Source organism: Amycolatopsis sp. NBC_01307, from assembly GCF_035975215.1.
Lineage (GTDB): Bacteria > Actinomycetota > Actinomycetes > Mycobacteriales > Pseudonocardiaceae > Amycolatopsis.
Genome location: NZ_CP108403.1, coordinates 7425123 through 7437398 on the forward strand (window position 1 = coordinate 7425123; position 12276 = coordinate 7437398).

Below are 12276 nucleotides of genomic sequence, written 5' to 3' on the forward strand. Positions count from 1 at the left end.
AAGTGACGCGTCAGGCGTCCGCGTTCTTCTTGATCTTGTCCGCGAACTGGGTGGCCGTCGCCGCGCGCTTGACCTTGCCGGACGGCGTCTTCGGCAGGCTGCCCGCCGGCAGCACGACCACCGCGTACGGCCGCATGTCGACGGCGTCGCGGACCCGGGCCGACACCTGCTTCACCAGGTTCTTCTCGGCGTCGGCGTCACCCGCCAGCTTGGACTCCAGTACCACCGCGAAGCGCTCGCGACGGCTGCCGGCGTCGATGCGCACGGCGACCGCGTTGCCCGCGCGCACGCCCTCGACCGACGTGGCCGCGCGCTCGATGTCCGTCGGGTACAGGTTGCGGCCGCCCATGATGATGACGTCCTTGCGGCGGCCGCAGATGACGATCTGGCCGTCGATCAGGTAGCCGAGGTCGCCGGTGTCGAGCCAGCCGTCGGCGTCCTGGGTGTCGAGCGGCCCGTTCATCGTCAGGTAGCCGGGCGTCACGGCCTCGCCGCGCAGCCGGATCTCGCCGACCTCGCGCTCGCCGAGCCGCCCGCCCTTGTCGTCGACGATCTCCGCCTCGAGCCCGTCGAGCGGCCGGCCGAGGACCGCGAACGAGCGGACGCCGTCGGTGCCGCGCCGCTCGTCGCCCTCGGGCACCGGCACCGCGCGGTTGTCGGCCTCGAGCGCGTCGGCTTCGACGACGTCCAGGGTGAGCCCGGTGAACAGCGGCGCGAACGACACCGCGAGCGTCGCCTCGGCCATGCCGTACGCCGGGAAGACGCACTCCGCGGGCATCTTGAAGCGGGCGCCGGCGTCCACAAAGGTCTGGACGGCGGTCTCGTCGACGGGTTCGGCGCCGTTCAGGGCGATCCGCAGCGTCGACAGGTCGTAGGCGTCGTCGTCGTCGACGCGGGCCATCCGGCGCCCGACGATCGCGTAGGCGAAGTTCGGCGCCGCCGTCGTCGTGCCGTGGTACTTCGTGATCAGCTCGGGCCAGATCAGCGGCCCGGACAGGAACTCGACCGGGGTGATCTTGACCAGCTCGACGCCGAACGTCATCGGCACGGTCAGGAACCCGACCATCCCCATGTCGTGGAAGGTCGGCAGCCAGGACACCATCACGTCGGTGTCGAAGTCGAACTCCGCGCGGTCGACCATGGCCTTGACGTTGGAGTACAGGTTGCCGTAGGTGATCCGCACGGCCTTCGGGTCGGCGGTCGACCCGCTGGTCAGCTGCAGCAGCGCGGTCTCGCCCTCATCGGTGACGACGACCTCGGCGAGCGGCTCGGCGTCGGCCAGCTCGTTGATGAGCTTGAAGCCGATGCCCTTCTGCTCCAGCACCGGGGCCAGCTGGTCGAACGGCTCACCCAGCAGCACCAGGTCCGACCCGATCATCCCCAGGATGCGCACGGTGTCCTCGGCCCACTCGGCGAGGTCGGTCCGCGGGGTCGGCTGGTGCAGCATGGTGACGCTGCCCCCGGCCAGCCACACGGCCTGCACGGTGGGCGCGATCAGCACCGGCGCCGCGGCCAGCACCGCAACGGCCCCGCCCCGCTCGAACCCCGAGGCGACCAGGCCACCGGCGATCCGCCGGGCCCGTTCGTGCACCTCACCCCAGGTCCGCCGGACCGGCTCCTTCGGCTCCCCGGTAACCATGCCACGCTGCTGACCTCGCCCCGCCGCGGTGGCGACGAGCGTGTCCACGAACCTGCTCATGCGCGTCAGATTACTGTCTGGGTGTCAACACCCGCCGACCAACGCGGAAACCGGTCACTCCAGCAGCTCGGACGTCTCCAGCCAGCGTGCCTCGACGTCCTCGATCTCGCCCTTGACGCCCTTCAGCTGGGCGTTCAGCTCCATCAGCTTCGCCGGGTCCGTCGCCGCCTCGAGCAGGGCCGTGTGGAGCTTCTCCTCCTTCGCGTGCAGCTGGTCCAGCTTGCGCTCCAGGCGCCCCAGGTCCTTCTGCGCCGCGCGGAGGTCCGCCGCCGACTTCTTGGCCTCCGCCTTTGCCGCCGTCGGGGCCGTCGCGCCCGCCGGTTCCTTGGCGAGGGCTCGGCGGTTCAGGTACTCCTCGATGCCGCCCGGCAGGTGGGTGATGCGGCCGTCGCCGAAGAGGGCGACGATCGTGTCGCAGACGCGTTCGACCAGGTAGCGGTCGTGCGAGACGACGATCATCGTGCCCGGCCAGCCGTCGAGCAGGTCTTCCAGCTGCTGCAGGGTGTCGATGTCCAGGTCGTTCGTCGGCTCGTCGAGGAGCAGGACGTTCGGCTCGGCCATCAGCAGCCGGCACAGCTGCAGCCGGCGCCGCTCGCCGCCGGACAGATCGCCGACCGGCGTCCACTGGCGGGCCTGCGGGAAGCCGAGCTTCTCGCCGAGCTGCGACGCCGTCATCTCCTGCTTGCCGAACACCACACGCCCGGCGACCTGCTCGATCGCCTGCAACACACGCAGGTCGGCGGGCAGGTCGTCGAGCTCCTGGCGCAGGTGCGCGAGCGCGACGGTCTTGCCCTCGATCCGGCGCCCCGTCGAGCCCTCGACGTCGCCGCCGAGCAGCTTCAGCAGCGACGTCTTGCCGGAGCCGTTGATGCCGACCAGGCCGATCCGGTCGCCGGGGCCGACCCGCCAGGTGACGTGGTCGAGCAGCGTCCGCTCGCCCACCGTGTACGTCGTGTCCTCCAGCTCCAGCACGGTCTTGCCGAGCCGCCGCTTCGCGAACGCCATCAGCTCGACGGAGTCGCGCGGCGGCGGGACGTCCGCGATCAGCGCCTCGGCGGCGTCGATGCGGTAGCGCGGCTTGGACGAGCGGGCCTGCGGGCCGCGGCGCAGCCACGCCAGCTCCTTGCGCGCCAGGTTCTGCCGCTTCTCCTCGGCCGTCGCGGCCAGCCGCGCCCGCTCGGCGCGCGCGAAGATCCAGTCCGCGTAACCGCCTTCGTAGTTCTCGACGCGGCCGTTGGCCACCTCCCAGGTCACGCTCGCGACGGTGTCCAGGAACCACCGGTCGTGCGTGACGACCACGACCGCGATGCGCCGGGTCAGCAGGTGGTCGGCGAGCCACTGGACACCTTCGACGTCCAGGTGGTTGGTCGGCTCGTCGAGCACGACGAGGTCGAGCTCGCCGGTCAGCGCGGCGGCCAGCGAAACCCGGCGCCGCTCACCGCCGGAGAGGTTCGCGGTGGGCGTTTCGAGCCCGATCGCGGTGATGCCCAGTCCATCCACAATGGACCGGACGCGCGCGTCGGCGGCCCATTCGTGCTCGGCGCCGTAGCGTTCGAGCACGACTTCGCCGACGCTGCTGCCGTCCGGCAGCTCGGTCCGCTGGGTGACGACGGCCATCCGCAGGCCGCCGACGTGGCTCACCCGCCCGGAATCCGGCGCGGCGAGTCCGGAAAGGACTTCGAGGAGCGTGGTCTTGCCGCCGCCGTTGAGACCGACGACGCCGATGCGCTGCCCGGCCGCGACGCCCAGCGAGACGCCGTCCAGCAGTGGCTTCACCCCGTAGGACTTGCTCACCGCCTCCAGGTTGACCAGGTTGGCCATGCGCTCAGCCGATCCTTTCCACGATCGTGAACCGGGTCGCCACGACCAGTGTCGTGTCGTCCACGGTGAATTCGGGATCTCCCAGCTCGGCGCGCACTTCGGCCGCGTGCCAGAAGGAGGTGTGGTCCGCGCGCCACTCGGCGACGGTGGTGAAGCCCTCACCCTCACCGACCGCGTGCGCGAGGTCCACTTCGGACAGTGGGACGACCCGCACTTCGCGGATCTCGATGATCGCGACACCCTTGTCGGCGGAGTCGACGACCAGCTCGCGCTCGCCCACCGCGGGCGGCGCCTCGCCGTCGATTTCGTAGCCGGCGAGCAACGCGGACGTCGTCGTCTTCGTGCCGTCGAGGATCGCCCCGACGAGCTTGTCCCGCAACGGCCCCGGGAACGCGAACTCGGCGCGCTTCACGCGTGCACCCGCGGCGGCGACGGACGCGGTGCGTCGTCCCCGCCGACCACCCGCGCTCCGGGCACCGGGCCGTGGGCCACGCGGACCGTGCGGCACACCCCCGCGCCCGACAGCTCGGCCGCGACCTCGACCGCCGCCTGCGCGTCTTCGCAGAGGAACGCGCACGTCGGGCCGGAGCCGGAGACCGTGCCCGCGAGCGCACCCGCGTTGACGCCGGCCCGCAGCGTGCGGCGCAGGCCCGGGCGCAGCGAGACCGCCGCCGCCTGGAGGTCGTTGCCCAGCAGCAGAGCCAGCTGACGCGGGTCGCCCGAGGCCAGCGCCTCGGCGACCGGCGTGTGCGAGCCGATCCGCGGCGGGTTGCCCTCCGCGCGCAGCCGGTCCAGCTCGCCGAACACCTTCGGCGTCGACAGGCCGCGCTGGTCGAAGGCCAGCACCCAGTGGAACGTGTGCCGCGACAGCACCGGGACCAGCTGCTCGCCGCGGCCGGTGCCCAGCGCCGTGCCGCCGTAGAGCGCGAACGGGACGTCGCTGCCCAGGCCGGCGGCGATCCCGGCCAGCTCGTCGCGCGTGATCTCGAGGTTCCAGAGGGAGGCGAGCCCGACGAGCGTCGCCGCCGCGTCGGCGCTGCCGCCCGCCATGCCGCCGGCGACCGGGATGCCCTTGCGCAGCACCACGCGGATCTTCGGCTCTTCGGTGCGGCCGACGTGCGCGGCCAGCGCTTCGACGGCGCGCCAGGCCAGGTTCGTGGCGTCGGTGGGCACCGAGCCCTCACCCTCGCCGTAGATCTCCAGGCCCGGGTCGTCGGTGACCGCGACGGTCACCTCGTCGGTCAGTGACAAGGCCTGGAACACGGTCACCAGCTCGTGGTAACCGTCCTCGCGCAGGTCGTCGACCGCCAGGTGCAAGTTGACCTTGGCCGGGACCCGGACGGTGACTGGGGGCGGGACTACAGCGAGCACCCGACCAGCCTACGTGCCCGCACCGGCCGGCTTCCCGTCAGGAGAAAGGACGTCGAGCGCGACGGCGAGCGCGACGCCCGGCGGCGTGCCCGGGCCGCCCTCGGCGCTGTTGAGCTGGACGGCCACGAGCGCGAGCCTGGCCCGCAGATCGGACTCGGGGTCGGCCGAACCGCCGCGGAGCCGCTCGTGCAGCCGCAGCATCCGATCCGCCAGGCCCGCGCCGGCCGCGATCGCCTTCAACGCCGACGTGTTGCGCTGGACCAGGCCCATCACCGGGCCGAACCGGGTCTCGACCAGCCCGGCGTACGCGGTGAGCAGCTCGGCCGGGCCCGTCTCGCGCGCCAGAAGGTCGTCGAGCGCGGTCCCCCAGTCCTCGAGGAGGCTCGAGACGATGTCCTCCTTCGTGCGGAAGTGGTAGTACAGCGCGGCTTTCGTGACGTCCAGCCGCTCGGCGATCTCCCGCAGCGAGCTGCCCTCGTAGCCCTGCTCGGCGAACAGTTCGAGCGCGACGCGCTGGATACGTTCGCGCGTGTCGGTGCGCCGCCCGGCCATGCCTCACTCCTCAACTTGCTTGACGGCCGACTAGCAATGACCTACCTTCGGCATTGCTAGTCGGCCGTCAAGCAATGCATCCACAGCCTACCTCGGGGGTCCACCATGACCGCACTCGCGCCACCGCGCGCCATGAGCCGCCGGCTCGCGCTCGCCGCGCTCGGTCTGGCCCAGCTCATGGTCGTGCTCGACACGACCGTCGTGAACATCGCGCTGCCCTCGGCGCAGCGCGCGCTCGGCATGTCCGACACCGGCCGCCAGTGGACGATCTCCGCGTACACGCTGGCGTTCGGCGGCCTGCTGCTGCTCGGCGGCCGGCTGGCCGACCGGCTCGGCCGCCGCACGACGCTGCTCGTCGGCGTCGCCGGGTTCGCCGTCGCCTCCGCGCTCGGCGGCGCGGCGCCGAGCGCCGGCTGGCTGATCGCCGCGCGCGCCGCCCAGGGTGTGTTCGCCGCGCTGCTCGCGCCGTCGACGATGTCCCTGCTGACGCTCACCTTCACCGACCCGCGCGAACGCGGGAAGGCGTTCGGGATCTTCAGCGCCATCATGATCTCCGGCTCCGCGCTCGGCCTCACGCTCGGCGGCGCGCTCACGCAGTTCCTCGACTGGCGCTGGTCGCTCTACATCAACGTGCCGCTCGCCGTGGTGGCCGGGCTGGGCGCCTGGTTCGCCGTGCCGGCCACGGCCGGGCACCGCGACACCAAGCTGGACTGGACCAGTGCGCTGCTCAGCTGCGGCGGCGTCGTCGTGCTGGTGCACGCGCTGTCCGAAGCGGCGACGCTGGGCTGGAACTCGTTGTGGGTACTGGGTTTCCTCGCGCTCGCGGTGGTGCTGCTCGGCGCGTTCGTCGCCCGGCAGGCCGGCCACCCGCACCCGCTGCTGCCGCTCGCGGTGGTGCGCGACCGCGCCCGCGCCGTCGCGTACCTGACCGTCGGGACCGCGTCGTTCGGCGCGTTCGGGATGTTCCTGTTCCTGACGTACCAGCTGCAGGTGGTGATGGGCTACGGCGCGCTCGCCGCGGCGCTGGCGTTCCTGCCGACGCTGGGCGCGAACCTCTTCGCCTCGACGCAGCTGTCGGGGCGGTTGCTGGCCCGCTTCGGCCCGCGTCCGCTGCTGGCGGGCGGGCTCTTCGTGCTGGCGGGCGGGTTGCTGCTGGCCACCCGGTTGACGCCGGACTCGTCGTACGCCGCGGTGATCCTGCCGATGCAGCTGCTGCTGGGCCTGGGCGCCGGGCTGTGCATGCCGGTGGTGCTGAACGTCGCGACCCGCGACGTCGGCGCGCGGGACGCCGGAGCCGCATCTGCGTTCGTGACGACGTCGCAGCAGGTCGGCGCGTCACTGGGGACGGCGACGCTGAACACGATCGCCACCGCGGCGGCGGCCGGGCTCACAACGTCGACGGCGATCGTCCACGGCTACACAACAGCCGCGGCCTGGGCGGCCGGCCTCGTCGCCACAGCCGCCCTCACCGCACTCCTGCTGCTCCCGCGCAGCACCCGCTGAAAGCCGTGAAGGCCTCCTTCCCGGCCATAAGAGCCGGTAAGGAGGCCTTCACGGACGTTCGGGGTCAGGCCGCGGCGACGCCCTGGGGGCCGCGGGCGGTGTGCGTGACGTGGCCGCCGCGCTCGGCGACCCACGCCAGCGCGGCGTCGGCCCGCTCGCCGCGGACGCCGAGGCGGAACCGGCCGACCGGGGTGTCGCCGATCCGGGTCAGGCCGCCGCCGATGGTGGCGAACTCGACGTCGAAGCGGCCCGCGGCCTCGGGCAGCAGCGCGCCGACCGAAGCGAAGCCGACCAGCACGACGTCGACCGAGCGGTCGTAGCGCGAGGACTGCGAGCGGGTGGTCTCGATGGCGGGCAGCAGCGCCTGCGCGGTGCGGCTGGCCGGGTTCGAGATCAGGTCGAGCACGGAGCCACGCTCGACGACGGTGCCGTCTTCGAGCACCGCGACGTCGTCGCACACCCGGCGGACGACGCTCGCGTCCGGCGTCGTGATGACGATGGTGACACCCAGCTCGGCGCGGGCCCGGTCGAGCACGGTGAGCACCGCGCCGGCCTCCTCCGGGTCGATCCCGGCGGTCGGGTCGTCGGCGAGCAGCACGGCGGGGGCCGCGGCCAGGGCCTTCGCCACGGCGACGCGGCGGAGCTGCCCTTCGGTGAGCTCGCCGGGACGCTGCGCGGCGCGCGGGGTCAGGCCGACGAGGTCGAGCAGCGAGCCGACCTTGCTGCGGCGCTGCGGGCCGTCGACGCCCAGCTGCTCCAGCGGGGACGCGATGTTGCCGGCGATGGTGCGCTCGGCGATCAGCTCCGGCTTGGTGCCGACGACGCCGAGCTGGCGGCGGATCTCGCGGAGCCGGCGGCCGTCGAGGGTGCCGGTGTTGAGGCCGTCGAGCCGGACGACACCGCGGTCCGGCCGCTCCTGCAGCGCGATGCACCGGGCGAGGACGGACTTGCCGGAACCGGCCGGACCGACGACGCCGAACAGTGAGCCGGCCTGGACGTCGACGCTCACGTCCCGCAGCGCGACGACCGGATTTCCGTTGAGGGCAAAGGACTTGGACAGGTTTTCGACGGTGATCACGAAGGCTCCAGAAAACGGGGCGCGCAGAGAAGCGCGTCCGGCCGCAAGCGAGTGTCCGTCCTCTATGGACGGTGCATGAAGAAGAGGTGTGACGGGTCGAGCAAGCTCAGTTGGAGCGTCGACATGCGGTCACGGAGCGGCGACCCTCGTCGACAACGCGGCGTTTGGTCAGCAGCAGCGGGCGAGCAACCCTCTTCATCGGGACGGCCTCCATCGGTCCTGGCGGTAGCACCTGCCCTGCGGAGGGTGGTTGCTGCGACTTCGGCGAGCCAGGTCTCTCAGTCGCTCGGGATGGACGTACTGAGTAAAACCGATCCCGAGGAGCGAAAGCAAGCCTGTTGGGCCAGATCACACGACTGGAGGTGTCCGAATCGCGGGAACAGCACTCAGGAAGACTTATTTCGCCGCGACGCGCACGCTCCGGCGTCGGCGGGCACCGTCAGTTCCACTGAGGACGCGTCACCGGACGGCGGCGAGCCGGGCGAAGTCGTGCACGTCCAGCTGCTCACCGCGGGTCTTCGGGTCGATCCCGGCGGCCACCAGCAGCTCGCCGGCCCGCTCGGCCGACCCCGCCCAGCCGGCGAGCGCGGCGCGGAGGGTCTTCCTGCGTTGTGAGAACGCGGCGTCCACGAGACCGAACAGCCGATCCCGGTCCTCGGACGCCGGCGTCTCCCCGCGTTCGAACGCGACGAGCGTGGAATCGACGTTGGGTACCGGCCAGAACACCGAGCGTGGCACGGCGGCGACCTTGCGCGCCGGGCCGTACCAGGCGAGCTTGACGCTCGGGACGCCGTAGATCCGGCTGCCCGGGCCCGCGGCCATCCGGTCGGCGACCTCGGTCTGGACCATCACGAGGCCGGACTTGAGGGAGGGCACCTCGGCGAGCAGGTGCAGCACGACCGGCACGGCGACGTTGTAGGGCAGGTTGGCCACGAGCGCGGTGGGCGCGGCGGGCAGGTCGGCGTTCGAGACGCGCATGGCGTCGGCCTCGAGGACGTCCAGCCGGCCCGCGACGTCCGGCCCGCGTTCGGCGACGGTCTTCGGCAGCCGTTCGGCGAGCTTGCGATCGATCTCGACGGCCACGACCCGCGTCCCCGCGGCGAGCAGCCCGAGCGTCAGGGACCCGAGCCCGGGCCCGACCTCGAGGACGACGTCGTCCGGCCCGAGGTGCGCGAGGTCGACGATCCGCCGCACGGTGTTGGGATCGTGCACGAAGTTCTGCCCGAGCTTCTTGGTCGGCCGCACGTCCAGCTCGGCCGCCAGCCCGCGGATCTCGGCAGGTCCCAACAGTTCAACCACCGGACGAGCCTACCCAGGACAACCCGGCCCCCTCTGCACGCCCGCCCGGAGTGCCCGGCCCCAGAGGGTCAGCCCACGTACCCAGCCAGTCGGCCCGCATACGTGGACGGTCGGCTCACGTACCCAGCCAGTCGACCCACGTACCTGGACGGTCGGCCCGCATACCCAGACGGTCGGCTCGCGTGATCAGCAGGCCGACACGCGTGATTGAGCGGTCAACACACGTGATTGAGCGGTCGACACACGTGATCGCAGGCGGAACCGACGTGATCAGACCCGACACTCGCGTGATCAGACCCGTGACTCACGTGATTGGCGGCGGAACTCGGGTCATGCCTCGCTGGGGACGCGAAACGGCCCCCGCCGTGAGGCGGGGGCCGTTTCGGAAAGGAAGTCAGGCCTTCTTGCCGCAGACCGGCCAGGCGCTGTAGCTGCCGCCGCGTCCGGCGCGGACCTTCTCCGCCACCGCGATCTGCTCTTCACGCGAAGCCTGGTTCGGGAGCGCCGCGTACTGGGAGCCGCCGTAGGCGTTCCAGGTCTGCTTGTCGAACTGGAGGCCGCCGTAGTAACCGTTGCCGGTGTTGATGGCCCAGTTGCCGCCCGACTCGCACTGCGCGATGCGGTCCCACGCGGAACCGTCGCCGATGTCGGGGGTCGCGGCCTTCTTGGTGCCGACGTGGATGATCTTCGGCTTGGCCGGAGTGATCACCTGCTCCGACATCGACTGCCGCGAGACCTCTTTGCCGTTCTTCTGCGTGACCTTGTAGGTCACCATCTTCTCGCCGGGCGTGCCCGGGTCCTCGACCTGGGTCTTGCCCTTGTCGAGGTCCGGGTCGTCGACCTTCTGCTCGGGCGGGTCGATGGTCTCCTTCTGGTTGACCATCGAGACGCCGGTGCGGCTGATGTGGACCTCGGCACCGTCGGTCAGCTTGACGTCCAGGCCGCCCTCGGCCGCGTCCTCCGGGCCCAGGGTGAGCTTGTACTCGCCCAGGAACTCCTTCGTGGTGACCGCGGTCGTGGTGATCTGCTTCGGCTGGTTCGCGCCGTCGTAGAGCGTGATGTGCTTGAGGGTCTTGATCTGGACGGTCGCGCCTTCGAGCGGCAGTTCGCCGTCCTTCGGCATCGACATCCACGTGCCGGCCTGCTCGGCCTGCTGCATGCCGAGCTGGGACAGGGCGTCGCCCAGGTGGGTCGCGCGGACCCAGGAGGTGCGCTCGGCGCCGTCGACGACCAGCTTCAGCTGGCGGCCGCGCTCGAGCTTGATGACGCCGCCGTCGCCGACCTCGGCCTGCGGGGACGGGGAGAGCGAGTCGTGCGCGCCGACGGACAGGCCCGCGTCCTCCAGCACCTCGCCGACGGTGTCGCCGAACGAGTGCACGGTGGTCTGCTGGCCGTCGACGTCGACGGTGACGCTCTTGTTCATCGCCAGCGCGGCCGCGCCGCCGCCGGCGATGCTGATCATGACGCCGAGGACGGCGCCCTTGAGGAAGCGGCGCTTCCAGACCTTGGAGGTCTGCCGGATGCTCTCGTCCATCAAGGCCTTCTTGGCCTGCGGGGACGCGGTCCGGTCCGCCTCGATCTCATCCGGGATGACGATCGGCGGGAGGTACGTGGTCTCGGCGTTGATGAGGCGGATCAGCTCGTCGACGTCGACGTCGATCGACGCCATCATCGCGTCGGCGTCGGGGCCGAGCGCGGCGAGGATGTCCTGCTGCGTGATGTTCGGGTCGTCAGAAAAGTCGAGCTGGCCGTACGCGGTGTCCTCGAAGTAATTGCGGTCGAGGACGGCGGCGGAGCGTGCTCCAGCCTGTCTGCTACCTGTCACCGGGTCGTTCCCTTTCCCAAGACGCCGTTCGGGGCGGCATCTTTACGTCTGGGCCCGCAGTCGGCGCCATCGTCACGGTCCCGGTCGTACCACCCGGTTCCGCTTCCCCGACGTGCACTGACGTGACTGAGGGCGTAACAGCCGGCAACTGCATGGTGCAGTACCGACCGGCACGATCACGGGACAGTAACGGGTCCCGCCGGGTTGCGCAAACACCCCCCGGAGTGTCGTGATCTGGGTCACTCCATCGAGTGGGCGATCATGGAACCCGGTTGTCGCAATGCGTTCAACCCGTTGTGACACTGGGGAGTCGGTAGATCCGCTCGGCCGTGGTCCGGACGGCTTCGGCGACCTCGTGGACAGCTTCGCCCCTGAGCGCCGCGAGGTGACGGACGGTGTAGGCGGCGCCGTACGGCTCGTTCGGCCGTCCACGGAAGGGGTGGGGGGTCAGAAACGGCGCGTCGGTCTCGACGAGGTAACCGTCGGGCGGGCAGAGCCGCGCCGCCTCGTGGAGCCCCTTGGCGTTCTTGAACGTCACGGTGCCGGCGAACGAAAGCACGTAACCGGCGTCGATGCAGCGCCGCGCGATTTCCGCGTCGCCGGAAAAACAATGGAAGATTACGGCATTCGGCGCACCCTCTTCGACCAGAATGCGCAATACGTCCTCGTGGGCCTCGCGGTCGTGGATCATCAGCGGCTTGCCGAGCCGCTTCGCGAGGTCGATGTGCCAGCGGAAGGCGTCCTGCTGGGCGTCGTGGGGCGAGTAGTCCCAGTAGTAGTCGAGGCCGGTCTCGCCGACGGCGACCACGCGGTCCTGGCCCGCCAGGCGCTCCACTTCGGCCTTCTCGGCGTCGCCGAAGGCCTTGGTCCGCGTCGGGTGGACGGCGACCGCGGCCCAGACCCGCCGGTCCCACGTCGCCGCCTCGGCCGCCCAGCGGGCGGAGGCGAGGTCGTCGGCCACCGTCACCACGCGCGCGACACCCGCGCGTTCGGCGCGGTCGACCATGGCCGTCACATCGGCCGCGGTGACCGCGCCGCACGCGTCGAGGTGGGTGTGCGCGTCCACCACCGCCACCGGGAGCCGGTCCGGGACCGGGGGCAGTTCGCGCTTCTCGTCACCCAACTCGC

10 protein-coding genes and 1 riboswitch are annotated in these 12276 nt (G+C 71.4%); of the genes, 1 reads left to right on the forward strand and 9 read right to left on the reverse strand.

Translation table 11 applies throughout. The features are described from left to right. Window positions 1-10: 10 nt before the first annotated feature. The 5 genes from OG439_RS32255 to OG439_RS32275 are packed head-to-tail and all read right to left on the reverse strand — an operon-like array spanning window position 11 to window position 5443. Window positions 11-1699, reverse strand: coding sequence for a fatty acyl-AMP ligase (locus OG439_RS32255; RefSeq protein WP_326944476.1), 1689 nt, complete (start codon window positions 1697-1699; stop codon window positions 11-13). 54 nt (window positions 1700-1753) lie between these two features. Next, window positions 1754-3520, reverse strand: coding sequence for an ABC-F family ATP-binding cassette domain-containing protein (locus OG439_RS32260; protein ID WP_326944477.1), 1767 nt, complete (start codon window positions 3518-3520; stop codon window positions 1754-1756). Window positions 3521-3524: 4 nt separating this feature from the next. After that, on the reverse strand, window positions 3525-3932 hold the full coding sequence (locus tag OG439_RS32265; RefSeq protein ID WP_326944478.1) for an ASCH domain-containing protein: 408 nt from the start codon (window positions 3930-3932) through the stop codon (window positions 3525-3527). Next, window positions 3929-4891 (reverse strand): 4-(cytidine 5'-diphospho)-2-C-methyl-D-erythritol kinase, encoded by a 963-nt coding sequence (locus OG439_RS32270; RefSeq protein WP_247057956.1) that lies wholly within the window; start codon window positions 4889-4891, stop codon window positions 3929-3931. The genes OG439_RS32265 and OG439_RS32270 overlap by 4 nt, the downstream gene beginning before the upstream one ends. A gap of 9 nt (window positions 4892-4900) precedes the next feature. Further along, complete coding sequence (locus OG439_RS32275; RefSeq protein ID WP_326944479.1) at window positions 4901-5443, reverse strand: TetR/AcrR family transcriptional regulator; 543 nt, start codon at window positions 5441-5443, stop codon at window positions 4901-4903. Window positions 5444-5548: 105 nt separating this feature from the next. Between OG439_RS32275 and OG439_RS32280 the strand changes: the two genes are divergently transcribed. Then, window positions 5549-6946, forward strand: coding sequence for a DHA2 family efflux MFS transporter permease subunit (locus OG439_RS32280; RefSeq protein ID WP_326944480.1), 1398 nt, complete (start codon window positions 5549-5551; stop codon window positions 6944-6946). Window positions 6947-7010: 64 nt separating this feature from the next. On the opposite strand, the gene OG439_RS32285 is transcribed toward OG439_RS32280, so the two are convergent. The 4 genes from OG439_RS32285 to OG439_RS32300 all read right to left on the reverse strand — a co-directional run bounded on the left by OG439_RS32285 (window position 7011) and on the right by OG439_RS32300 (window position 12271). Next, the gene (locus tag OG439_RS32285; RefSeq protein ID WP_326944481.1) at window positions 7011-8024 is read right to left on the reverse strand and encodes a methionine ABC transporter ATP-binding protein; all 1014 of its coding nucleotides are present in this window, start codon (window positions 8022-8024) and stop codon (window positions 7011-7013) included. Between the two features lie 207 nt (window positions 8025-8231). Beyond that, a riboswitch (SAM riboswitch) is annotated at window positions 8232-8322 on the reverse strand. 161 nt (window positions 8323-8483) lie between these two features. Then, a complete protein-coding gene (gene rsmA, locus OG439_RS32290) occupies window positions 8484-9323 on the reverse strand; it encodes a 16S rRNA (adenine(1518)-N(6)/adenine(1519)-N(6))-dimethyltransferase RsmA (protein ID WP_326944482.1) in 840 nt (279 codons plus the stop codon). Window positions 9324-9717: 394 nt separating this feature from the next. Next, window positions 9718-11148 (reverse strand): transglycosylase family protein, encoded by a 1431-nt coding sequence (locus tag OG439_RS32295; protein WP_326944483.1) that lies wholly within the window; start codon window positions 11146-11148, stop codon window positions 9718-9720. 286 nt (window positions 11149-11434) lie between these two features. Further along, window positions 11435-12271, reverse strand: coding sequence for a TatD family hydrolase (locus OG439_RS32300; RefSeq protein WP_326944484.1), 837 nt, complete (start codon window positions 12269-12271; stop codon window positions 11435-11437). Window positions 12272-12276 lie beyond the last annotated feature (5 nt).

Bases quoted from the DNA above. Each gene is read 5' to 3' on its own strand.
- OG439_RS32275 (WP_326944479.1), bottom strand. From the start codon at position 5,443: ATGGCCGGGCGGCGCACCGACACGCGCGAACGTATCCAGCGCGTCGCG.
- OG439_RS32280 (WP_326944480.1), top strand. From the start codon at position 5,549: ATGACCGCACTCGCGCCACCGCGCGCCATGAGCCGCCGGCTCGCGCTC.
- OG439_RS32260 (WP_326944477.1), bottom strand. From the start codon at position 3,520: ATGGCCAACCTGGTCAACCTGGAGGCGGTGAGCAAGTCCTACGGGGTG.
- OG439_RS32255 (WP_326944476.1), bottom strand. From the start codon at position 1,699: ATGAGCAGGTTCGTGGACACGCTCGTCGCCACCGCGGCGGGGCGAGGT.